The organism is Kitasatospora sp. NPDC127116 (genome assembly GCF_042677365.1).
GTDB lineage: Bacteria > Actinomycetota > Actinomycetes > Streptomycetales > Streptomycetaceae > Kitasatospora > Kitasatospora lactacystinica.
Genome location: NZ_JBHXTL010000016.1, coordinates 61,442 through 82,301 on the forward strand (window position 1 = coordinate 61,442; position 20,860 = coordinate 82,301).

Annotated in this window: 21 protein-coding genes and 1 pseudogene; 14 read left to right on the plus strand and 8 right to left on the minus strand. The window is 73.5% G+C overall.

Going from position 1 to position 20,860, the window contains the following annotated elements:
- Positions 1-84 precede the first annotated feature (84 nt).
- Both ACFVHV_RS10285 and ACFVHV_RS10290 read right to left on the minus strand, forming a co-directional pair.
- Positions 85-306, minus strand: a complete 222-nt coding sequence (locus tag ACFVHV_RS10285) for an acyl-CoA carboxylase epsilon subunit (RefSeq protein WP_380350528.1) — start codon at positions 304-306, stop codon at positions 85-87.
- 29 nt (positions 307-335) lie between these two features.
- Positions 336-1,925: an acyl-CoA carboxylase subunit beta gene (locus tag ACFVHV_RS10290; RefSeq protein WP_359906088.1), complete on the minus strand. Its 1,590-nt coding sequence runs from the start codon at positions 1,923-1,925 to the stop codon at positions 336-338.
- Between the two features lie 232 nt (positions 1,926-2,157).
- On the opposite strand from ACFVHV_RS10290, the gene ACFVHV_RS10295 reads away from it, so the two are divergent.
- The 3 genes and pseudogenes from ACFVHV_RS10295 to ACFVHV_RS10305 all read left to right on the plus strand — a co-directional run.
- On the plus strand, positions 2,158-3,051 hold the full coding sequence (locus tag ACFVHV_RS10295) for a biotin--[acetyl-CoA-carboxylase] ligase (RefSeq protein WP_359906090.1): 894 nt from the start codon (positions 2,158-2,160) through the stop codon (positions 3,049-3,051).
- A 173-nt stretch (positions 3,052-3,224) separates the two neighbouring features.
- Positions 3,225-4,349 carry an adenylate/guanylate cyclase domain-containing protein gene (locus ACFVHV_RS10300; RefSeq protein WP_359906093.1) on the plus strand — a complete coding sequence of 375 codons (1,125 nt, stop codon included), beginning with the start codon at positions 3,225-3,227 and terminating at the stop codon, positions 4,347-4,349.
- Between the two features lie 459 nt (positions 4,350-4,808).
- A pseudogene (locus ACFVHV_RS10305) lies at positions 4,809-5,942 on the plus strand (diguanylate cyclase domain-containing protein); the annotation flags it as partial.
- 756 nt (positions 5,943-6,698) lie between these two features.
- On the opposite strand, the gene ACFVHV_RS10310 reads toward ACFVHV_RS10305, so the two are convergent.
- A complete protein-coding gene (locus tag ACFVHV_RS10310) occupies positions 6,699-7,319 on the minus strand; it encodes a TetR/AcrR family transcriptional regulator (protein ID WP_359906095.1) in 621 nt (206 codons plus the stop codon).
- A gap of 123 nt (positions 7,320-7,442) precedes the next feature.
- On the opposite strand from ACFVHV_RS10310, the gene ACFVHV_RS10315 reads away from it, so the two are divergent.
- A complete protein-coding gene (locus ACFVHV_RS10315; RefSeq protein ID WP_380350561.1) occupies positions 7,443-8,609 on the plus strand; it encodes a macrolide family glycosyltransferase in 1,167 nt (388 codons plus the stop codon).
- Between the two features lie 128 nt (positions 8,610-8,737).
- The gene (hutH, locus tag ACFVHV_RS10320; protein ID WP_359906098.1) at positions 8,738-10,315 is read left to right on the plus strand and encodes a histidine ammonia-lyase; all 1,578 of its coding nucleotides are present in this window, start codon (positions 8,738-8,740) and stop codon (positions 10,313-10,315) included.
- A gap of 46 nt (positions 10,316-10,361) precedes the next feature.
- Here the strand turns inward: hutH and ACFVHV_RS10325 are convergent, their stop codons facing one another.
- Positions 10,362-10,787, minus strand: a complete 426-nt coding sequence (locus ACFVHV_RS10325) for a hypothetical protein (protein WP_359906101.1) — start codon at positions 10,785-10,787, stop codon at positions 10,362-10,364.
- A 250-nt stretch (positions 10,788-11,037) separates the two neighbouring features.
- Between ACFVHV_RS10325 and ACFVHV_RS10330 the strand changes: the two genes are divergently transcribed.
- Positions 11,038-11,907 carry a MurR/RpiR family transcriptional regulator gene (locus ACFVHV_RS10330; RefSeq protein ID WP_224278798.1) on the plus strand — a complete coding sequence of 290 codons (870 nt, stop codon included), beginning with the start codon at positions 11,038-11,040 and terminating at the stop codon, positions 11,905-11,907.
- Positions 11,908-11,991: 84 nt separating this feature from the next.
- Complete coding sequence (locus ACFVHV_RS10335; protein WP_359906104.1) at positions 11,992-12,312, plus strand: hypothetical protein; 321 nt, start codon at positions 11,992-11,994, stop codon at positions 12,310-12,312.
- Position 12,313: 1 nt separating this feature from the next.
- Here the strand turns inward: ACFVHV_RS10335 and ACFVHV_RS10340 are convergent, their stop codons facing one another.
- Entirely contained in the window at positions 12,314-12,886 is a 573-nt protein-coding gene (locus ACFVHV_RS10340; protein ID WP_359906107.1) for a Uma2 family endonuclease, read from the minus strand.
- 171 nt (positions 12,887-13,057) lie between these two features.
- Between ACFVHV_RS10340 and hutU the strand changes: the two genes are divergently transcribed.
- From hutU to ACFVHV_RS10375, 7 genes are read left to right on the plus strand one after another with little or no spacing between them, the layout of a single operon-like run.
- The gene (hutU, locus tag ACFVHV_RS10345) at positions 13,058-14,725 is read left to right on the plus strand and encodes a urocanate hydratase (protein WP_359906110.1); all 1,668 of its coding nucleotides are present in this window, start codon (positions 13,058-13,060) and stop codon (positions 14,723-14,725) included.
- A 20-nt stretch (positions 14,726-14,745) separates the two neighbouring features.
- On the plus strand, positions 14,746-15,927 hold the full coding sequence (locus ACFVHV_RS10350) for an allantoate amidohydrolase (protein WP_359906165.1): 1,182 nt from the start codon (positions 14,746-14,748) through the stop codon (positions 15,925-15,927).
- Positions 15,918-17,279, plus strand: coding sequence for a formimidoylglutamate deiminase (locus ACFVHV_RS10355; RefSeq protein ID WP_380350531.1), 1,362 nt, complete (start codon positions 15,918-15,920; stop codon positions 17,277-17,279). The genes ACFVHV_RS10350 and ACFVHV_RS10355 overlap by 10 nt, the downstream gene beginning before the upstream one ends.
- 31 nt (positions 17,280-17,310) lie before the next feature.
- On the plus strand, positions 17,311-18,486 hold the full coding sequence (gene hutI, locus ACFVHV_RS10360) for an imidazolonepropionase (RefSeq protein ID WP_380350533.1): 1,176 nt from the start codon (positions 17,311-17,313) through the stop codon (positions 18,484-18,486).
- Positions 18,487-18,489: 3 nt separating this feature from the next.
- A complete protein-coding gene (locus ACFVHV_RS10365; RefSeq protein WP_380350535.1) occupies positions 18,490-18,696 on the plus strand; it encodes an ATP-binding protein in 207 nt (68 codons plus the stop codon).
- Positions 18,697-18,728: 32 nt separating this feature from the next.
- Positions 18,729-18,947 (plus strand): hypothetical protein, encoded by a 219-nt coding sequence (locus tag ACFVHV_RS10370; protein WP_380350537.1) that lies wholly within the window; start codon positions 18,729-18,731, stop codon positions 18,945-18,947.
- A complete protein-coding gene (locus tag ACFVHV_RS10375) occupies positions 18,944-19,066 on the plus strand; it encodes a hypothetical protein (RefSeq protein WP_380350539.1) in 123 nt (40 codons plus the stop codon). The genes ACFVHV_RS10370 and ACFVHV_RS10375 overlap by 4 nt, the downstream gene beginning before the upstream one ends.
- Before the next feature lie 103 nt (positions 19,067-19,169).
- Here ACFVHV_RS10375 and ACFVHV_RS10380 read toward each other — a convergent pair whose 3' ends face one another.
- Genes ACFVHV_RS10380 through ACFVHV_RS10390 form a run of 3 tightly spaced genes read right to left on the minus strand, consistent with a single transcriptional unit; the run spans position 19,170 to position 20,774 of the window.
- Entirely contained in the window at positions 19,170-20,018 is an 849-nt protein-coding gene (locus ACFVHV_RS10380) for a helix-turn-helix domain-containing protein (RefSeq protein WP_380350541.1), read from the minus strand.
- A gap of 14 nt (positions 20,019-20,032) precedes the next feature.
- The gene (locus ACFVHV_RS10385; RefSeq protein WP_074003882.1) at positions 20,033-20,548 is read right to left on the minus strand and encodes a DUF6879 family protein; all 516 of its coding nucleotides are present in this window, start codon (positions 20,546-20,548) and stop codon (positions 20,033-20,035) included.
- A complete protein-coding gene (locus ACFVHV_RS10390) occupies positions 20,520-20,774 on the minus strand; it encodes a hypothetical protein (protein ID WP_074003881.1) in 255 nt (84 codons plus the stop codon). Before ACFVHV_RS10390 ends, ACFVHV_RS10385 begins: the two co-directional genes overlap by 29 nt.
- Positions 20,775-20,860 lie beyond the last annotated feature (86 nt).

Here is a 20,860-nt window from a genome sequence, read left to right on the forward strand (position 1 = left end):
TGGTGGTGGGGGGGGGCGCGGGGGCCCGGCTCGGCGCGGGGGGGGCTCCGGGGGGGGCGGCCGCCCCCCCCCCCGCGGCGGGTGTCAGTGCGCCCAGCCCGAGGTCCGCCAGGCGTTCACGGCGTGGCGGACGGCGGGGCGGTGCAGGCGGGCGCGGTCGTTCCAGGGGGACGCCGGGCCGGCACCGGCCAGGCGCGCCGCCTCGGCGGCGGCCTGCGCGGCGGCGGCCCGGGCCTGGACCACCGCCAGGACGGTGGCCAGCTCCTCGGGGGTCGGCTGCCCGTGCAGTACGTGGATCGGGGACATGGCTGCTTCTCTCCCGACAGGGACGGGGCCTACAGGGGGATGTTGCCGTGCTTCTTCGGCGGCAGCACCTCGCGCTTGCCGCGCAGCGCCCGCAGACCGCGGACGATGTGCCGGCGGGTCTCGCTCGGCGCGATCACCGCGTCCACGTAGCCCCGCTCGGCCGCCAGGTACGGGTTCAGCAGGGTGTCCTCGTACGAGGCGATCAGCTCGGCCCGCTTCTCCTCGACGGTGCCGGCCGCCTCGGCCTCGGCGATCTCCCGGCGGTGCAGGATGTTGACCGCGCCCTGCGCGCCCATCACGGCGATCTGCGCGGTCGGCCAGGCCAGGTTGAGGTCGGCGCCCAGGTGCTTGGAGCCCATGACGTCGTACGCGCCGCCGAAGGCCTTGCGGGTGATCACGGTGATCAGCGGGACGGTGGCCTCGGCGTAGGCGTAGATCAGCTTGGCGCCGCGCCGGATGATGCCGTCCCACTCCTGCTCGGTGCCGGGCAGGAAGCCGGGCACGTCGACGAAGGTCAGCACCGGGACGTTGAACGAGTCGCAGGTGCGGATGAAGCGGGCGGCCTTCTCGCTGGCGTTGATGTCCAGGCAGCCGGCCAGGTCCATCGGCTGGCTGCCGACGATGCCGACGGACTGGCCCTCGACCCGGCCGAAGCCCGTGATGATGTTGCCCGCGTACAGCGGCTGGGTCTCCAGGAACTCGCCGTCGTCGACGATGTGCTCGATCACCGTGCGCATGTCGTACGGCTGGTTCGCCGAGTCCGGCACGATGGTGTCGAGTTCGAGGTCCTCCTCGGTGACCGTGAGGTCGGCCTGCTCGGGGTAGGACGGCGGGTCGCTCAGGTTGTTGGACGGCAGGTACGAGAGCAGGCTCTTGACGTACTCGATCGCCTCCTTCTCGTCGGCGGCCAGGTAGTGTGCGTTGCCCGACTTGGCGTTGTGGGTGCGCGCGCCGCCCAGCTCCTCCATCGCGACGTCCTCGCCGGTGACGGTCTTGATCACGTCCGGGCCGGTGATGAACATGTGCGAGGTCCGGTCCGCCATCACCACGAAGTCGGTGATCGCGGGGGAGTACACCGCGCCGCCCGCGCAGGGACCCATGATCAGCGAGATCTGCGGGACGACGCCGGAGGCGTGCACGTTGCGCCGGAAGATCTCGCCGTACAGGCCGAGCGAGACCACGCCCTCCTGGATCCGGGCGCCGCCGGAGTCGTTGATGCCGATGACCGGGCAGCCGGTCTTCAGCGCGAAGTCCATCACCTTGACGATCTTCTCGCCGAACACCTCGCCGAGCGAGCCGCCGAAGACGGTGAAGTCCTGGGCGAACACCGCGACCTGGCGGCCGTCCACGGTGCCGTAGCCGGTCACCACGCCGTCGCCGTACGGCCGGTTCTTCTCCTGGCCGAAGTTGGTCGAGCGGTGCCGGGCGAACTCGTCGAACTCCACGAAGGAGTCCTCGTCCAACAGTTCCGCGACCCGCTCGCGGGCGGTCAGCTTGCCCTTGGCGTGCTGCTTCTCCACGGCCTTCGCGGAGCCGGAGTGCACCGCCTCGTCCAGCCTTCGCCGCAGGTCGGCGAGCTTGCCGGCGGTGGTGTGGGGGTCGTACGACGCCTCGGTCATCCGGTGGCTCTCCCTGATCCATGGCCGCGACCTGTTCGAGTGCGCGCGGGGCCGGGTGGTGGGCCCGCGCATGAGGGCAGGGCGGCGCTACGAACTACCGCTGGGTAGCGTAGCCAGCGCGGAGGGCGATGCGGCACGTCCTGGCGTCATGACCATCGACACAGTTCTGTTGACGGGTGTTCTGCGGGACGATGGGGCGGCCTGGGTCCCGGACCCGATCTAGGGTTTTCCCATGACCGCACCCGAGACCCCCCGCCGCAGCGGACTGCGCGGCTTCGGCCACGCCGGACCGTCGCCCTGGACCGACCTGGACCGTCCGCCGCTGGACGAGGAGGCGCTGCGCCACGACCTGCTCGTCCCGGGCGGCCTGTGGACCTCGCTGGACGTCGTCGCCGAGACCGGCTCCACCAACAGCGACCTCGCCGCCCGGGCCGCGGCGGGCGCCGCCCAGGGCGCGGTGCTGGTGGCCGAGGCGCAGAGTGCCGCCCGCGGCCGGCTGGGCCGGCAGTGGACCGCCCCGCCCCGCTCCGGGCTGTTCCTGTCCGTGCTGCTGCGCCCCGAGGGGGTGCCGGTCGAGCGGTACGGCTGGCTGCCGATCCTGGCGGGGGTGGCCGCGGCCAGCACGCTCGGCCGGGTCGCCGGGGTCGAGGTCGGCCTGAAGTGGCCCAACGACCTCCAGGCGGAGATCGACGGCGCGGAGCGCAAGCTCGGCGGCATCCTCACCGAGCTGTCGGGCGGCGCGGTGGTGGTCGGCATGGGCCTCAACGTCTCGCTGCGCACGGAGGAACTGCCCGTCCCCGCCGCCGCCTCGCTCGCGCTGGCCGGCGCCTCCACCACCGACCGGGGCACCCTGCTGCGCGCCCTGCTGCGCGAGCTGGCCGAGCTGTACCGGGAGTGGACGGCCGCCGCGGGCGACCCGCACGCCAGCGACCTGCTGCGCGCCTACGCGGACCGCTGCACCACGCTCGGCCGCCGGGTGAAGGTGCACCTGCCGGGCGACCGCGAGCTGGTCGGCGAGGCGGTGGCGGTGGACGGCGACGGGCGGCTGGTGGTCCGCACGCCGGACGGCGTACGCCGGGCGGTCGGTGCCGGGGACGTCGTCCACGTGCGCCCCGAGGCCCGCTGAACGGCAGTCTTCACCACCCCTTGACCCGGGCTGATGCCCCGGATCCGACGATTCCGTGCGAACATTCCACCTGGCAGCGGTGTGAGGCGCGCCACTGTCCGCCCGGGTGGCGGACGGCGCGCCCGGACAGGTAGGACACGAGGCGAGTGCGGCGATCGCACGGGGACGGACCGGTGGCAGAGGACGGCAGCAGCGGCGCGACGGCGGGCAGCAACGACCCCACGGTCGCGCTCGAACTGGAACGCCTGATCCTGGACGCGCCGCGCCGCTACACCCCGTACCAGGCCGCGCGCGCCGCCGACGTCCCGATGGAGCTGGCCACCCGGTTCTGGCGCGCCATGGGCTTCCCCGACATCGGCCAGTCGCGCGCGCTCACTGACGGCGACGTGATCGCGCTGCGCCGCCTGGCCGGCCTGGTGGAGTCCGGGCTGCTCAGCGAGTCGATGGCGATCCAGGTGGCCCGTTCCACCGGTCAGACCACGGCCCGGCTGGCCGGCTGGCAGATGGACACCTTCCTGGAGAACCTCACCCAGTCCGCCGAGCCCGGGCTGACCCGGGCCGACGTCGCGTACCCGCTGGTCGAGCTGCTGCTGCCGGAGCTGGAGCAGTTCCTGGTGTACGTCTGGCGGCGCCAGCTGGCGGCCGTCACCGGCCGGGTGGTGCAGGCCGCCGAGGACAACGAGATCACCAGCGGACGGCTCGCCGTCGGCTTCGCCGACCTGGTCGGCTTCACCCGGCTGTCCCGGCGGCTGGAGGAGGAGGAGCTCGGCGAGCTGGTCGAGACCTTCGAGAACACCTGTTCGGACCTGATTGCCGGCCAGGGCGGCCGGGTGATCAAGACGCTCGGCGACGAGATCCTCTACGTCTCCGAGGACCCGGCGACCGCCGCCGAGATCGCGCTGAGCCTGATCGAGGCGCTGGCCGGGGACGACACCATCCCGCCGCTGCGGGTCGGCATGGCCTTCGGCACGGTCACCTCGCGGATGGGCGACGTCTTCGGCACCACCGTCAACCTGGCCAGCCGGCTGACCTCGATCGCCCCCAAGGACGCGGTGCTGATCGACGGCGAGTTCGCCGCCGCGCTGGAGCAGAACGGCAGCGTCGCCCCGGCCGACTCGGAGGGGCCGGGCCTGGCCGAGGCACTGTCGGCCGCGGCCGGGATGCCCGCCTCCGGGCTGCCGATGCCGGGCCCGGAGGCCGGGGCCCGGTTCCACCTGCAGCCGATGTGGCGGCGGCCGGTGCGGGGGCTCGGACTGGTCGAGCCGTGGCTGCTCACCCGGCGGCTGAAGGCCGAGTAGCGCTCTGCCCGCGGAGAGGGCGAACAGCGGCCCGCCGCGGGGAAGGCGAATAGCGCTCCGCCTGCGGGGAAGGCGTGGGAGCGGAGAAGCCGTTCGCGGTGCGGAGGTCCGTGGGCGCGCGCTCTCCCGTGGTGGGTGCGGCTCTTCCGTGGTGGGTGGGGCTCTCCCGCGATGGGTGCGGCTTCCCGGGTGCCGAACGGTTGAAACCCGTACGGTCGGCTGCGGGTCCGTCCGGGCAAACGGGGCATAACCGAACGAACCCGCCATAGTCTTGGTGCAAGCGGCCGGTCGGGTGCGGCCGGTCGGCGGGGGTCTGGCAGGACCGAGCACAGGGAGCGAGGCGAGCCGGTGAGCAGCGAGGCGATCATGACGGACCGCGACTGCGACTGCGGCCGCCTGCGGAACCCCGACCCGCTGCCCGACCTGAGGCTGCAGTCCGTGGTCGAGCTCGCCCAGGACATGGCCGCCGCGCTCACCCCGCTGGAGGCCGTCCGGGCCGCCGCCACCCGGGCCACCGAGGCGCTCGGCGCCACCATGGCCGCCGTCTCGGTCTGGGACCGGGAGTCCGGCCGGCTGCGGGTCCTGGTCAACCACGGAGAACTCGCCCCGGGCGAGGAGGAACTGCCCGAGGACGAGTCGTACCCGGTCGCCGACTTCCCCGAGATCGTCACGTACCTGGAGGAACGCTGGACCACCGGGCGGCTGCCGCGCGCCTGGCTGCAGAGCGCCGAGAACAGCGAGCCGCACGCCGGGCACGCCCACCCGACCGCCGGTGCGTACTGCCAGGAGCGCGCCGCGGCGCTGCGCCGGCGCGGGCGGGCCTGCTGCGTGGTCGCGCCGATCGTGCTGCACGGCCAGGCCTGGGGCGAGCTCTACCTCGCCCGGTCGGCCGGGATGCCCGGGTTCACCGAGGGCGACGCCGACTACGCGACGCTGCTCGCCGCCCAGGTCTCGGCCGGGCTGGCGCAGACCGAGCGCCTCGCCGACCTGCGCAAGCTCGCCTTCTCCGACCCGCTCACCGGCCTGGCCAACCGGCGGGCCGTCGACGCCCGGCTGGAGAGCGCGCTGGAGGCGCACAACCGGGACAACACCGTGGTCTCCCTGGTGGTCTGCGACGTCAACGGACTGAAACGGGTCAACGACCAGCTCGGCCACGAGATGGGCGACCGGCTGCTGGAGCGGTTCGCCCACCAGCTCTCGCTGGCCGCCGCCAAGCTCCCCGGCAGCCTCGCCGCCCGGCTCGGCGGCGACGAGTTCTGCCTGCTGGTGGAGGGCCAGAAGGCCGACGAGGTGGTCGCCGTCGCCGAGGAGCTGTGCGCCCGGGCGCTCGCGCTCTCCGAGGGCGAGGGCGTGGCCTGCGGCGTCGCCTCCACCGGGGACTCGATCGGGCCCGTCACCACCCCCGACCGGCTGTTCCGGCTCGCCGACGCCGCCCAGTACCGGGCCAAGGCGGCCCGGGCCGCCCACCCGGTGGTCGCCGGGCGCAGCCACGGCCCCGGATTCTCGCCCGACCCCACGGTGCTGCTCGCCGACGCCGCCGACCCGCACCACCGGGCGGACGGGCGGCGCGGGCCGAACGGCCGGGCCGGGGCGGGCGACCGGCGGCGGTTCCGCGGCGCCGCCCACAGCGCCGACCCGGGGCAGCTGCTCACCGCCGTGCTCGCCTCCCTCGACCGGGCCGCCGCGGCCCGGGCCGTCCACCCGGCGGACACCCTCGGCAAGCTGGTCGTGGTCGCCGAGGCCGCCGCCCGGTTGCTGGACGCCGTCGGCTGGTGGGTCTCGTACGTTCCGCCGGGCTCCCAGTTCATGCGCACCGCCCAGCACGCCGTCTACCGGATGACCAGCGGCCCCGCCAACGCCCGCGCCGAGACCCAGCGGGCCCGGATCGAGGCCCCCGACGCGGTCTTCGACCTCCGGCACTACCCGATGACCCGCCGCGCCGTGCGCGGCGGCGCCTTCGCCCTGCGGTCGGGCGCGGCCGGCAACGACCCGGCGGAGGAGGCGATGCTCGTCGTCTCCGGCTACCGGGGCATGGTCGCGGCGGGTGGCCAGAACCCGGCCGGCGGCTGGCTGGTGGAGCTCTTCGCCGACGACGCCACCCTGCCGCTGGGCCAGGCCGCCTGTGCCATGCGGGCCCTGGTCTCGGTCGCCCTGGCGGGGCCGGCCTCGCCGCCGGCGGTCTGAGGCGTCGGCCCCGGCCGGGGCCCGTCGGCGGACCGGGTGGCGGCGTCCCGCCCCGGGCGTCTCGCCGCCGGTACGGCTCCCGCGGTGGGTCAGGCGGGCCGTTCATCCGGCGCGCCCTCGTGTCGCTGTGCCGCGTGCCGGTCGCGGTGGTGGCCGTGTGCTGGTTCAGGCGCCGCGGCCGCCGTCGGCGGCGGGCGGGTTGAGCGCCCGGAGGGCGGCGTCGACCAGGAGGTCGGCGTGCTCGTGGGTGAGCGGGCCGAGCCGGAACTGCCAGCGGTAGTTGAGCGGACCGTAGAAGAGTTCGACGGCCAGGTCGAGGTCGGCGTCGGGGGCGATCTGGCCGGCCTCGCGGGCACGGCGGAGGCGGTCGCGGGTGACGTCCAGCAGCGGGTCCAGCAGGCGGGTGCGGTACTCGGCGTGCAGCGCGGGGTCGTTGAGGATCTCGGCGAGGAGCGCGCGGTAGGTGCGGTCGGCGCCCGGGTCGGCGAGCTCGTCGCTGGTGGGGCGCAGGACGGCGCGGAGGTCGGCGCCGAGGTCGCCGGTGTCGGGGAGGGCGAGGCTGCCCTCGTGTTCGCCGGCGGCGAGGAAGGCGTCGAAGACCACCGCCCCCTTCGAGGGCCACCACCGGTAGATGGTCTGCTTGCCGACGCCGGCGCGGGCGGCGATCGCCTCGATGGTCAGCTTGCCGTAGCCGACCTCGGCGACGAGTTCGGTGGCCGCGGTGAGGACGGCGGCGCGGGCGCGCTCGCTACGGCGGGCGGGGTCGGGGGCGGTTCTGGAAGCCATGGGAAAAATTCTATGCGAAACAGCGAGACGAACCGTATTGTCTTCTCAAGCAACTGCGAGACGGTCCGTCTCGTCTTCATCGCTGCCCCGGAGGTGCCCGTGAACCGCCCCGCACACATCCTGATGGTCTCCATTCCGGCCCATGGCCACGTCAACCCCAGCCTCGCCGTGATCACCGAGCTGGTCGCCCGCGGCCACCGGGTCAGCTACGTCAACGACCCGTCCTTCCGGGAAACCGTGGAGTCCACCGGCGCCGCCTTCGTCCCGTACCCGACGAAGCTGCCGCTCGCCGACGACCCGGACGGCTGGATGGAGGATCCGGTGGCGATCCAGGAGCTGTTCCTGGACGACGCGCTCTCCATGTGGCCCGTCCTCCTGGAGGCCTTCGCCGACGACCGGCCCGACCTGGTGCTCTGCGACATCGCGGGCTTCGCGGCCCGGGCGCTCGGCGAACGGCTGGGGGTGCCGGTCGTGCAGCTGTCGCCCACCTTCGTCGGCTGGGAGGGCTTCGAGCAGGACCTCGCGGAGGTGTTCGAGGCGATCCGCACCGGTCCGGGCGGCGCCGAGCACTACCGCCGGTTCGCCGACTGGCTGGCCGAGGCCGGTGCGGCGCAGCGTGACGTGGACGCCTTCAAGAACCGCCCGGAGCGGGCGATCGCCCTGGTCCCGCGCGCCCTGCAGCCCAACGCCGACCGGGTCGACGAGCGGCGGATCAGCTTCGTCGGGCCCTGCTTCGGCGACCGCGCCCACCAGGGGCGGTGGGAGCGGCCGGCCGGCGCCGAGAAGGTGCTGCTGGTCTCGCTGGGCTCGGCCTTCACCCACCAGCCCGCCTTCTACCGGGCCTGCGTCCGGGCCTTCGGCGAGCTGCCGGGCTGGCACACCGTGCTCCAGATCGGCAGCCACACCGACCCGGCCGAGCTCGGCGAGGTGCCGGACACCGTCGAGGTGCACCGGTGGGTGCCGCAGCTGTCGGTGCTCTCCCAGGCGGACGCCTTCGTCACCCACGCGGGCATGGGCGGCTCCAGCGAGGGGCTGTTCCACGCCGTGCCGATGATCGCGGTGCCGCAGGCCACCGACCAGTTCGCCAACGCGGACGCCCTGGTGGGGCTCGGCGTCGCCCGCCGGCTGGACACCGAGCAGGCCACCGCGGAGGCGCTGCGCGCCGCCCTGCTGGAGCTGGTCGGCGACCCGGCGGTGGCCGAGCGGCTGCGCGAGCTGTCCGCCGCCGGGCGGGCCGAGGGCGGCACCGCCCGGGCGGCGGACCTGATCGAGGCCGAGCTCGTGAGGTGAACTCACGAGGTGAAGCGGAGGCGGCCCGGGGGCCGCGCTGTGCGGCGCCGGTCCGGAGGGCGGAGAATCCGGATGGCGAGCACCTGTTGTCATATCTTCATTCACCTGATGTGATGGTGTATATGGATATGCACAGTGCTGTGGCCCCCGACGCTCCGCTGGTCCTGGTCGGCAAGGCCGACGTCAGCGCGGAGGACGTCCTCGCCGTCGCCCGGGGCAACGCCCGGGTCGAGATCGGCCCCGACGCGCTGGCCGAGATGGCGACCGCCCGCGCGCGGATCGACGCCCTCGCGGCCGAGCCGCGCCCCGTCTACGGCGTGTCGACCGGCTTCGGCGCGCTCGCCGTGCGCCACATCAGCCCCGAACTGCGCGCCCAGCTGCAGCGGTCGCTGGTGCGCTCGCACGCCGCCGGCATGGGGCCGGCGGTCGAACGCGAGGTGGTCCGCGCGCTGGTGTTCCTGCGGATGAAGACGCTGGCCTCCGGCCGTACCGGCGTCCGGCCGCTGGTCGCCCGGACCATGGCCGCCCTGCTCAACGCGGGCATCACCCCGGTGGTGCGGGAGTTCGGCTCGCTCGGCTGCTCCGGCGACCTCGCGCCGCTGTCGCACTGCGCACTGGTCCTGATGGGCGAGGGCACCGCCACCGGCCCGGACGGCGTGGAGAAGCCCGCCGCCGAACTGCTCGCCGCCGCCGGGATCGAGCCCGTCGAGCTGCTGGAGAAGGAGGGCCTCGCCCTCATCAACGGCACCGACGGCATGCTCGGCATGCTGGTGATGGCCATCGCCGACCTCCAGCGGCTGTTCACCACCGCCGACATCACCGCCGCGATGAGCCTGGAGGCGCTGCTCGGCACCGAGAAGGTGCTCGCCCCCGAGCTGCACGCCCCGATCCGCCCGCACCCGGGCCAGGCGCTGAGCGCCGCCAACATGCTCGCCGTCCTCAAGGACTCCGGCCTCACCGGCCACCACCAGGACGACGCGCCGCGGGTCCAGGACGCCTACTCGATCCGCTGCGCCCCGCAGGTCGCCGGCGCCGGCCGGGACACCCTGGAGCACGCCCGGCTGGTCGCCTCGCGCGAACTGGCCGCCTCGGTCGACAACCCGGTGGTGCTGCCGGACGGCCGGGTGGAGTCCAACGGCAACTTCCACGGCGCCCCGGTCGCCTACGTGCTGGACTTCCTCGCCATCGCCGCCGCCGACCTCGGCTCGATCTCCGAGCGCCGCACCGACCGGCTGCTCGACAAGGCCCGCTCGCACGGCCTGCCGGCCTTCCTGGCCGACGACCCGGGCGTGGACTCCGGCCTGATGATCGCCCAGTACACCCAGGCCGCGCTGGTCAGCGAGAACAAGCGGCTCGCCGTCCCGGCCTCGGTCGACTCGATCCCCTCCTCCGCGATGCAGGAGGACCACGTGTCGATGGGCTGGTCGGCCGCGCGCAAGCTGCGCCAGGCCGTGGCCAACCTCGGCCGGATCCTCGCCGTCGAACTCACCGCGTCCGCCCGGGCGCTGGAGATCCGTCAGCAGGCCGACGCGTCGGGCCGCGTCGCCCCGGCCACCGCGGCCGCCATGGCCGCCGCCCGGGAGGCGGGCGTCGGCGGCGCCGGCCGCGACCGCTTCCTCTCGCCCGACCTGGAGGCCGCCGCCGAGCTGGTCGCCTCCGGCGAGCTGGTGCGGGCGGTCGAGCGGGTCACCGGCCCGCTGGCCTGAGACCCGGCCGGCCGGGGTCGTGGCGTCGCCGCGGAGTGACGGGGGCTCAGTCCCAGTCGCTCCGCGGCGAGCGCTCCGCGCGGTCCCGGCGGTTGCGCAGCTCGCCCAGGGCGGCCGCCAGGTTGACCCCGACGATGCCCGCCCAGCAGACCACCAGACCGGCGAAGCCGCCGCTCTCCGGGCTGCCCGCGATCGCCGTCAGCGGGATGCCGAGGACCAGCGAGGTCACCGCGAGCCCGGTGTTGGAGCGCTTGCCCCAGCCCGGACGGCGGGACTGCCCCCGGTGGGGGGACCGCGGCTCGTAGTCGTCCAACCGCTGGGCCACCGACCGCTCGACCCGGGCGTCCAGCCGGGCGTCGAGCCGCTTCATGAAGGAGTCGACGAGTGCGTCCTCGTACTCCTTGCCGAGCTCCTTGCGGGCCTGGAGGGTGGCGTCGAGGTCGCGCCGCAGTTCGTCCTGACGAGTGTCCATGGAACCAGGGTGGGGCCGCCGGGGCCCCCGGTCCATCCGTTCGCAGGAGGAATCCGGGCGGGCTCAGGGACAAATCAGGGTTACCCCGACCCGGCGCGGCCGACCGCGGGCCCGACCGGTCCGGCCCGCGCGACCGGTCCGACCCAAGGGGCGTCCCACCGGACGTCCCGCCGTACGAGACGTCTTTGCCAGGTGCGGCCCGCTCCTGCACAGTCGTCGTCCGACCCCCTCGCACCCGGAGGTACCGCTGATGACCGCCACCGACGAGACCGGCAGCGTCGGCCCCTCCGCCCGGCTGCTCCAACTGTTCGAGGGGCACCGGCTGACGCCGACCCAGCGCCGGATCGCCCACTCGCTGGTGCGGCACGCCACCGAGGCGCCGTTCCTGTCCAGCGTCGAGGTCGCCGAACTCGCGGGCGTCAGCCAGCCCTCCGTCACCCGCTTCGCGGTCGCGCTCGGGTACGACGGCTACCCGGCGCTGCGCAAGCAACTGCGCGAACTCGGCGGCGGCGAACAGGCCGCGCCGGAGACCCCGGACGACGCGGTGCGCAACGAGCACCAGCAGGCCGTGCTCGCCGAGATCGCCCACCTGCGCCACCTCGCCGAACTCCTCGCCGACCCGGAGCCGATCACCCGGGCCGCCCGGCTGCTCGCCGCCTCCCGCCCGCTGCCGGTGCTCGGCCTGCGGGCCGCCTCGGCGCAGGCGCGCGGCTTCGCCTACTTCGCGGCCAAGGTGCACCCGGACATCCGGCTGCTGGACGAGGGCGGCAGCATGCTCGCCGACCGGCTGGAACAGGCCCGGGCGGCCGGGGCCAGCGCACTGCTCTGCTTCGCGCTGCCGCGCTACCCGCGGGAGCTGATGGACGCGCTGACGGTGGCCCGCGAGTGCGGGCTGACGGTGCTCACCGTGGCCGACAGCGCCTTCGCGCCGGTCGCCAAGCTGTCCGACCTGATGCTGCCGGCCGCCGTCGGCACCGGGCTGGTCTTCGACACCGCGTGCGCCCCGATGATGCTCGGCCGGGTGCTGCTGCAGTCCATGTGCGACGAACTGCCGGGAGCGGAAGCCCGGTTGGAGGCGATCGAGCAGTCGGCGGCGGCGCGCGGCCTCTTCCTGGAATGAGCGCGGAACAAGCACGGCCCGGAACGGCGGCGGGGGAGTAGCCGTCACGAACCCGGGCATCCCCTCCTGCAGGGGGTGCCACCCATGCACGTGATCCACGAGATGAAGTTCGTCGCCCGCCTCTCCTCGGGCGCCGACGAATGGTCCTGCCCCGCCTGCGGACGCCGCGTCACCCTGCGGCGCCTGCCCGAACCCGAACTGACCGTCCTCGACCCGGGCGACGAGTCGGCCGTCCACGTCGGCGTCATCGAACCCGACGCCCGCGCCGTCGCGGCCGCCGAGAAGTACGGCCTCGGCCCCGTCCAGAACATCCCCCGCCCGCCGTCCCCGCCCGCCCCGGACGCCGACGACCGCCGCTGGCTCGCCGAGATCGGCATCGACTGGGACGGCGGCGCGGCGGCCTGACTCAGCCGCGCGGCGCGTACAGCGGAAGGCCGGAGGTGTCCAGCTCGGCGGGCAGCGGCGCGGGCAGCGGGACGGCCTCGCCGTACGTGCCGCGCAGGACGCCCTGGTACTCGCCGTCGCGGGGGCGGGTGTGGAGTGTCCAGGCGCCCTTGCGGGGGTCGACCGTGAGGAGGACCGGAACGCCTGCGATCGCGTACCAGCTGGTCCTGGCGGCGATGTGGGTGATGAGCGAGGGGCCGGGAACGACCTGAACGGCGAGAGCGGCACGGCGGGGATCGGCTCGCCGGTCGTCCTCGTTCTCCCATGCGACGGGCAGCACGATCAGGTCGGGGGTGGCGTAGTCGTCCTCGTCGTCCGGTAGGGCGACCGATGACGACTCGTAGGCGCCGAGGTTCGCGGGCAGCTGCGGTCCGAGGTCTTCGCGCAGGTGGCGCACTGTGCCGGCGTGTTTCCCTCGGCGGGGAGGCGACATCAGCAGCGTGCCGCCGATGATCTCGACCCGCAGCCCGGTGCGCCGCTCGATCCCTTCGGCGGTCCGGCGCAGCCTGCCGGAGCGTGCCGGAACAGCTGCCATGGCGTCCTCCGCTGGGCCGATCGGCTGGTGCTTCCGGCCGCAGGCTACTGGCGGCAGGCGTTCCGGTTCGGGCGTTGATCGGATGCTTTCGGGGTCTGGTCGAAAGCCGACTGTTTAGTTATATTCAATCGAACATAGCTTGAATGAATCCATCCGCAGGGAGGCCGAACTATGGTGCAGCAGGCGAGCGGGCCGCGTGAGGTGCGCGCGGCGCGTGGGACGGGGCTGACGGCGCAGGGGTGGCAGCAGGAGGCGGCCCTGCGGATGCTGATGAACAACCTCGACCCCGAGGTGGCCGAGCACCCGTCCAAGCTGGTGGTCTACGGCGGCACGGGCAAGGCCGCGCGGGACTGGCGCTCCTTCGACGCCATGGTGAGGACGCTGGAGGGCCTGAAGCAGGACGAGACCATGCTGGTCCAGTCCGGGCGGCCGGTCGGCGTGATGCAGACCCACGAGTGGGCGCCGCGCGTGCTCATCGCCAACTCCAACCTGGTCGGCGACTGGGCCAACTGGGAGGAGTTCCGCCGGCTGGAGAGCCTCGGGCTCACCATGTACGGGCAGATGACCGCCGGCTCGTGGATCTACATCGGCACCCAGGGCATCCTCCAGGGCACCTACGAGACCTTCGCCGCCGTCGCCAACAAGCGGTACAACGGTTCGCTGGAGGGCACCATCACCCTCACCGCCGGCCTCGGCGGGATGGGCGGCGCCCAGCCGCTGGCCGTCACCATGAACGGCGGCGTGGCGATCTGCATCGACTGCGACCCGTCCCGGATCTCCCGCCGGATCGAGCACCGCTACCTGGACGTCGAGGCCAAGAACCTCGCGCACGCGCTGGAGCTGGCCACCGCGGCCCGCGACAAGAAGCAGCCGCTCTCCATCGGCCTGCTGGGCAACGCCGCCGAGCTCTTCCCGCAGCTGCTCGCGATGGACGCGCCGATCGACATCGTCACCGACCAGACCAGCGCCCACGACCCGCTGAGCTACCTGCCGATCGGCGTCGCCTTCGACGACATGGCCACCTACGCGGCCGAGAAGCCCGCGGAGTTCACCACCCGCTCGCGCGAGTCGATGGCCAAGCACGTCGAGGCCATGGTCGGCTTCCTGGACCGCGGCGCCGAGGTCTTCGACTACGGCAACTCGATCCGCGGCGAGGCCCAGCTGGCCGGCTACGACCGCGCCTTCGCCTTCCCCGGCTTCGTCCCCGCGTACATCCGCCCGCTGTTCTGCGAGGGCAAGGGCCCGTTCCGCTGGGCGGCCCTGTCCGGCGACCCGCAGGACATCGCCAAGACCGACAAGGCCGTGCTCGACCTCTTCCCGGAGAACGAGTCGCTGCACCGCTGGATCAAGATGGCCCAGGAGAAGGTGCACTTCCAGGGCCTGCCCGCGCGCATCTGCTGGCTCGGCTACGGCGAGCGCGACAAGGCCGGCGAGCGCTTCAACGACATGGTCGCCTCCGGCGAGCTGTCCGCGCCGATCGTCATCGGCCGCGACCACCTGGACTGCGGCTCGGTCGCCTCCCCGTACCGGGAGACCGAGGCGATGCTGGACGGCTCGGACGCGATCGCCGACTGGCCGCTGCTCAACGCCATGGTCAACGTGGCCTCCGGCGCCTCCTGGGTCTCCATCCACCACGGCGGCGGCGTCGGCATCGGCCGCTCCATCCACGCCGGTCAGGTCACCGTGGCCGACGGCACGCCGCTGGCCGGCGAGAAGATCCGCCGGGTGCTCACCAACGACCCGGGCATGGGCGTCATCCGGCACGTCGACGCCGGCTACGACCGGGCGGTCGAGGTCGCCGACGAGCGCGGCGTGCGCGTTCCCATGGGTGAGCTGTGACGGTTCCGTCGTTCGAAGAGATGTGGGCGGAGCTGCTCCCCGTGGGCCGCTCCGCCTCCTCCGGCGGCTACCGCCGCTTCGCCTGGAACTCCGCCGACGCCGAGTGCCGCGCCTGGTTCGAGCAGCAGGCGCGCAGCCGCGGCCTGACGTACGAGCTGGACCGCAACGGCAACCAGTGGGCCTGGCTGGGCGACCCGAACGGGCGGGGGGCGGTCGTCACCGGCTCCCACCTGGACTCCGTCCCGGACGGCGGGGCCTTCGACGGCCCGCTCGGGGTGGTCTCCTCCTTCGCCGCACTGGACGAACTGCGCGCCAGGGGAACGGAGCTCACCAGGCCCCTGGCGATCGTCAACTTCGGCGACGAGGAGGGCGCCCGGTTCGGGGTGGCCTGCATCGGCTCCCGGCTGACCGCCGGGGTGCTGTCCCGCGAGGCCGCGTACGAGCTGCGCGACGCCGACGGCCTGCGGCTGCCCGACGCGATGGAGAAGGCCGGCTACGACCCGACCGCGATCGGCGCGGACGACGACCGGCTGGCCCGGATCGGCGCCTTCGTCGAGCTCCACGTCGAGCAGGGCCGCTGCCTCGCCGAGGGGCAGCCGGTCGGCGTGGCGGGCGCGATCTGGCCGCACGGCCGCTGGCGGTTCGACTTCCACGGCGAGGCCAACCACGCCGGCACCACCCGGATCGAGGACCGCCGCGACCCGATGCTGACCTACGCCAACACCGTGCTCGCCGCCCGCAAGAAGGCCAAGCTGGCGGGCGCGCTGGCCACCTTCGGGAAGGTCGCGGTGGAGCCCAACGGCACCAACGCGATCGCCTCGCTGGTGCGCGGCTGGCTGGACTCCCGGGCCGCCGACGAGCGCACCCTGACCGAGCTGGTCGCCGAGATCGAGCGGGCCGCCGCCGAGCGCGGCGAGCGCGACGGCGTCCGGGTCGAGCTGACCCGCGAGTCCTACACCCCGGTGGTGGACTTCGACGGGCCGCTGCGCGACCGGCTGGCCAAGCTGCTGGACGCCCCCGTGCTGCCCACCGGCGCGGGACACGACGCCGGCATCCTGGCCTCCGCGATCCCGACCGCCATGCTGTTCGTGCGCAACCCCACCGGCGTCTCGCACTCCCCGGCCGAGCACGCCGAGCAGGCCGACTGCCTGGCCGGGGTCGCCGCCCTCGCCGACGTACTGGAGGACCTGGCGTGCCAGTGAACGAGCACGTGCGCTACTGGGCGCAGTACGCCTGGCTGCCGCACGACAACGGGCCGGTGGTCGAGCCGGACGTGCTGATCACCACCGGCCCCGGCGGCACGATCGCCGCCGTCACCCCGGACAGCGGCCCCTGCCCGCCCGACGCCGTCCGGCTCGACGGGCTGCTGCTGCCCGGTCAGGCGAACGCCCACTCGCACGCCTTCCACCGGGCGCTGCGCGGGCACGTCCAGGTCGGCTCCGGCACCTTCTGGACCTGGCGCGACACCATGTACCGGTTCGCCGGCGCGCTGGACCCGGACCGCTACCTGGAGCTCGCGACCGCCGTCTACGCCGAGATGGCGCTGGCCGGCATCACGGCCGTCGGCGAGTTCCACTACCTGCACCACGCGCCCGGCGGCGCCCGCTACACCGACCCGAACGCGATGGGCGAGGCGCTGATCGAGGCCGCCGCCCGGGCCGGCATCCGGATCACCCTGCTGGACACCTGCTACCTCTCCTCCGGCTTCGGCGCCGAGCCGACCAGGCCGCAGCTGCGGTTCAGCGACGGCGACGCGGAGGCCTGGGCGGTCCGGGCGGACGCGCTCAAGCCGCGCGAGCACGCCCGGATCGGCGCCGCCGTCCACTCGGTGCGGGCCGTCCCGGCCGAGCAGCTGGGCACCGTCGCGCACTGGGCGTCGGTGCGCGGGGCGCCGCTGCACGTCCACCTCTCCGAGCAGACCGCCGAGAACGACGCCTGCCTGGCCGCGCACGGCGTCACCCCGACGAGGCTGCTCGCCGACCACGGCGCGCTCGGCCCGCGCACCTCGGCCGTGCACGCCACTCACCTCACCGACGAGGACGTCCGGCTGCTCACCGACTCCTCCACCACGGTCTGCATGTGCCCCACCACCGAGCGGGACCTCGCGGACGGCATCGGCCCGGCCCGCCGGCTGGCCTCGGCGGGCTCCCCGATCACCCTGGGCAGCGACAGCCACGCGGTGATCGACCCGTTCGAGGAGGCCCGCGCGCTGGAGCTGGACGAGCGGCTGCGCACCCGCACCCGCGGCCACTGGACGGCGAACGCGCTGCTGCGGGCCGGGACCGAGGACGGCCACGCCTCGCTCGGCTGGCCGGAGGCCGGACGGATCGAGGCCGGGGCGCTCGCCGACTTCACGGTGATCGCGCTGGACACCGTCCGCACGGCCGGACCGCCGCCCCGGCTCGGCGCCGAGATCGCGGTCTTCGCGGCCTCGGCGGCGGACGTGCGGCACGTCGTGGTCGGCGGCCGGCACGTCGTCCGGGACGGCGTGCACCGGCTGGTGGCCGACGTGCCGGGCGCGCTGCGCTCCGCGATCGGCGCGCTGGACTACTGACCCCGTTCAACTCCCTTCGGAAGGCGTTGCCTTGAGCACCACGACCACCCTGATCACGGGCATCGGCAGCCTGGTCACCAACGACCCCGGGCAGGGCGCCGGGCCGCTCGGCCTGCTCACCGACGCGGCCGTGGTGGTCGACGGCGGCACCGTCGCCTGGGTCGGCCCGGCCGCGCAGGCACCGGCGGCGGACGAGCGCTTCGACGCCGGGGGCCGGGCCCTGCTGCCCGGCTTCGTCGACTCGCACGCCCACCTGGTGTTCGCGGGCGACCGCACCGCCGAGTTCAACGCCCGGATGTCCGGGCAGCCGTACACGGCGGGCGGCATCCGGACCACGGTGGCGGCCACCCGGGCGGCGAGCGACGCCGAACTGGACGCCAACCTGGCCCGGTTCGTCCGGGAGGCGGTGCGCCAGGGCACCACCACCATCGAGTGCAAGTCCGGCTACGGGCTGACGGTCGAGGACGAGGCGCGCGCCCTGCGGATCGCCGCCGCGCACACCCCGGAGACCACCTACCTGGGCGCCCACGTGGTCGCCCCCGAGTACGCCGGGGACCCGGCCGGGTACGTCGACCTGGTCACCGGCGAGATGTTGGACGCCTGTGCGCCGCACGCCCGTTGGGTGGACGTGTTCTGCGAGAAGGGCGCGTTCGACGGGGACCAGGCGCGGGCGATCCTGACGGCGGGGATCGAGAAGGGCCTCACGCCGCGCGTGCACGCCAACCAGCTCACCTACGGGCCGGGCGTGCAGCTCGCGGTGGAGCTGGGAGCCGCCTCGGCGGACCACTGCACCCATCTGACGGACGAGGACGTGGCGGCGCTGGCCGGCTCGGCGACGGTTGCCACCCTGCTGCCGGGGGCGGAGTTCTCCACCCGGGCCGAGTACCCGAGCGGGCGCCGGCTGCTGGACGCGGGCGCGGTGGTGGCCCTGTCCACCGACTGCAACCCGGGCTCCAGCTTCACCAGTTCGATGGCGTTCTGTATTGCCGTGGCGGTGCGCGAGATGGGCATGACCCCGGACGAGGCGGTCTGGGCGGCGACGGCGGGCGGCGCCCGCGCCCTGCGGCGCAGCGACGTCGGCACCGTCACGGTCGGCGCCCGCGCCGACCTGCTCCTGCTGGACGCCCCCTCGCACGTCCACCTGGCCTACCGCCCGGGTGTCCCCCTGACGGCGGCGGTCTGGCGCGCGGGCGTCCGCGAGGTCTGAACGGTGGGTTCGCGTCGCCCCGTCGAGCAGCTGCTCGACGGGTCACCGTCTCCGACGAGAGCGACGCCCTCCCCCCGGCGGCGAACCCCCGCCGACTCCGCCGAGTCCGGCCGGGGCCTCCAACTCGTGGAGGGCCTCACCCACCGCTGGGGCGTCGACCCGCAGAAGCGCGGCAAGGCCATCTGGTACGAGCTGGACTGCCGCGCGTGACCGGCTACCCCGTCCGGCCGGAGGACCCCCGGATGCGTGACTACACCAAACCCCACCTCATGGCCCTTCTGGGCGAGTTGCACAGGCGCGGCCTGCCGCACGGGCTCCTCTGGGGGTCCGCCTCGCCGGGTGAGACCACCATCGACGGACGCATCCTGATCGACTTCGGGAACGCTTCGGTGAGCACTTTGCTCAACCTCCTCCGCCTGCTCCGCGAACTGGACGATGACGACGAGGCGTGGCGCCAGTGAAGTTCTTCATCGGCGCGATCCTCCTAGCCCTCCTCGTCCTCGCGATCGCCACCGTGGCCCTCGGCGTCCTCGCATGCCTCGGGATGCCTCGCCCCGAGGCACGCGACGAGCAGCACTGAAACACGCGAAGGCCCTCGCCCGCCCGGGGCGAGGGCCTCGCGGGCGCGCTCGCTGTCCGACGAGGCGGCGGCGAGACCGCATTCCCCTCTTCGCGCTGAAGTGTCAATCCAGGTCAGCCAAGGCGCCTGTGACAAGTGAACGCGCTGTGGCGCCTCGTACCGCCCCCTGCGAGAGCCGAGAGAAGGCGCGGGCATAGAGGTCGACCTGGCTGGGCCGCGTGAGCGTCGAGGCGGCATCCAGCGTGTCCGCGTGGACTCTGGTGTCATCGAAGATCGTGAAGGTCGGCATGGGCCAAACGCTCCGTTGCGCCGCGAACGGGACGATGCCCACGGAGACGTTTGGGAGATCCATGGCTCCGAGCAGATGGCCGAGCTGTGCCGCCATGGTCTCGGAGCTGCACACGCGGTAGCGCAGCACGGACTCCTCCAGGACGAACGAGAACCGGCGTGCACCATTGGCCAGCACCGCGTTGCGTCTCATCCGGGCTGCCACAGCGTCACTCGCATCGTTCGGAGTTCCCCGGAAGTCCGCGATGCACGACAGCAAGGCGGCGGCGTACCTGGGCGTTTGGAGGAACCCTGGGATCACGTCGGAGACGTAAACCCGGAACACCTTGGTCTGCCGGTACAGGTCTCCGGTGGACTCTTGCAGCCGGCGGAGCCCACTCCGCTGGAGCCGTCGCCACTGCACATGGGCGTCGGCGGACTGCCGGTTGGCGGCAACCAAGTCAGGAGCTTGATCGTCGGCGTCACAGGCGCGGCACCAGGCCCTGATGTCGGCGTCGGAGGGAGGTGTCCTGGCGTTCTCGATCCGGGACGACTTCGACTCCGACCAACCGCACCTGACGGCCAGCTCCCGCCCGCTGATCCCCGCGTCCTTCCGAATCTCGCTCAGCCGACCGGCAAGAGCTTCGCTGGCCTTCTGAACGTTCGGTGAGGGGTGCGCGGGCATGGAGCCGGCCTTCGTCAGATCTCGTACAGATGATGCGGGAGCGCCCGCTCCCAGACTGCTTCGAACGCGGTGGTGCACAGCTTCACGGTGTCCGGGTCTGTTGTGATCTCATCTTCGACCACGGCGCCGTCCCCGGAGAAGTGGTGCACCCGAAGCAGTGCACCGTCGAACAGCCAGAAGTCGTTCCCCGGCAGGGGGATGCTCGTGGCCTGTCGCCGTGGCAGCCAGCGGACCTGCTCGCCCGCCGTGACGTTGGCGTGGGTGACGTAGTGCTCCCACCGGATGTACTCGGACACGGGCTCGGAGACCACCCGGGCTCGGCGAATGACCACGCCCCGCGCCACGGCGTCTGTGATCAACTGGTCATAGGGATGCCACCAGGACGCCTGGTCCTCCCAGTTGATCCGCTCACCGCGCTGCCAGGCCTCGAACCGATCCGTCGGGGCGTACGAATCCCGCAGCTCCAGATGGACGGCGGACCGCTGACACTGCTCAAGCAGCTCAGCGAAGCTGGGCACGCTCGATGGCATCACATGCCTCCCTGATCATGGGCACCATCCGGGCCGGAAGCCTGACGATGGCCTCATTGTCGGGGACCGGCCCGTTCGCAGGACTCGTTCCTTCGCAATCCGCCTGGGTCTCGGGGCGCGGGTTCCACCCCTGGAAAAGGATCTCCTGAGCATCCGGGTCCACCCACACGGTGGGGCAGTGGTCCCGATCGGTACTGGGGTCGATGCCAACGAACTCCACGGCCATGGCCGGCTCCCTGATCTAGGTGCTTGCTCGGGCTTGCACAAGCTTCTCCGAACAGCGGATATGTAGTCAACGCCGCTATTTGACCG

Excerpts from the sequence above, each read along its gene's own strand:
- ACFVHV_RS10285 (WP_380350528.1), bottom strand. The coding sequence starts at position 306 with ATGTCCCCGATCCACGTACTGCACGGGCAGCCGACCCCCGAGGAGCTG.
- ACFVHV_RS10290 (WP_359906088.1), bottom strand. The coding sequence starts at position 1,925 with ATGACCGAGGCGTCGTACGACCCCCACACCACCGCCGGCAAGCTCGCC.
- ACFVHV_RS10295 (WP_359906090.1), top strand. The coding sequence starts at position 2,158 with ATGACCGCACCCGAGACCCCCCGCCGCAGCGGACTGCGCGGCTTCGGC.
- ACFVHV_RS10310 (WP_359906095.1), bottom strand. The coding sequence starts at position 7,319 with ATGGCTTCCAGAACCGCCCCCGACCCCGCCCGCCGTAGCGAGCGCGCC.
- ACFVHV_RS10315 (WP_380350561.1), top strand. The coding sequence starts at position 7,443 with ATGGTCTCCATTCCGGCCCATGGCCACGTCAACCCCAGCCTCGCCGTG.
- hutH (WP_359906098.1), top strand. The coding sequence starts at position 8,738 with ATGCACAGTGCTGTGGCCCCCGACGCTCCGCTGGTCCTGGTCGGCAAG.
- ACFVHV_RS10325 (WP_359906101.1), bottom strand. The coding sequence starts at position 10,787 with ATGGACACTCGTCAGGACGAACTGCGGCGCGACCTCGACGCCACCCTC.
- ACFVHV_RS10330 (WP_224278798.1), top strand. The coding sequence starts at position 11,038 with ATGACCGCCACCGACGAGACCGGCAGCGTCGGCCCCTCCGCCCGGCTG.
- ACFVHV_RS10335 (WP_359906104.1), top strand. The coding sequence starts at position 11,992 with ATGCACGTGATCCACGAGATGAAGTTCGTCGCCCGCCTCTCCTCGGGC.
- ACFVHV_RS10340 (WP_359906107.1), bottom strand. The coding sequence starts at position 12,886 with ATGGCAGCTGTTCCGGCACGCTCCGGCAGGCTGCGCCGGACCGCCGAA.
- hutU (WP_359906110.1), top strand. The coding sequence starts at position 13,058 with ATGGTGCAGCAGGCGAGCGGGCCGCGTGAGGTGCGCGCGGCGCGTGGG.
- ACFVHV_RS10350 (WP_359906165.1), top strand. The coding sequence starts at position 14,746 with ATGTGGGCGGAGCTGCTCCCCGTGGGCCGCTCCGCCTCCTCCGGCGGC.
- ACFVHV_RS10370 (WP_380350537.1), top strand. The coding sequence starts at position 18,729 with ATGCGTGACTACACCAAACCCCACCTCATGGCCCTTCTGGGCGAGTTG.
- ACFVHV_RS10380 (WP_380350541.1), bottom strand. The coding sequence starts at position 20,018 with ATGCCCGCGCACCCCTCACCGAACGTTCAGAAGGCCAGCGAAGCTCTT.
- ACFVHV_RS10385 (WP_074003882.1), bottom strand. The coding sequence starts at position 20,548 with ATGCCATCGAGCGTGCCCAGCTTCGCTGAGCTGCTTGAGCAGTGTCAG.
- ACFVHV_RS10390 (WP_074003881.1), bottom strand. The coding sequence starts at position 20,774 with ATGGCCGTGGAGTTCGTTGGCATCGACCCCAGTACCGATCGGGACCAC.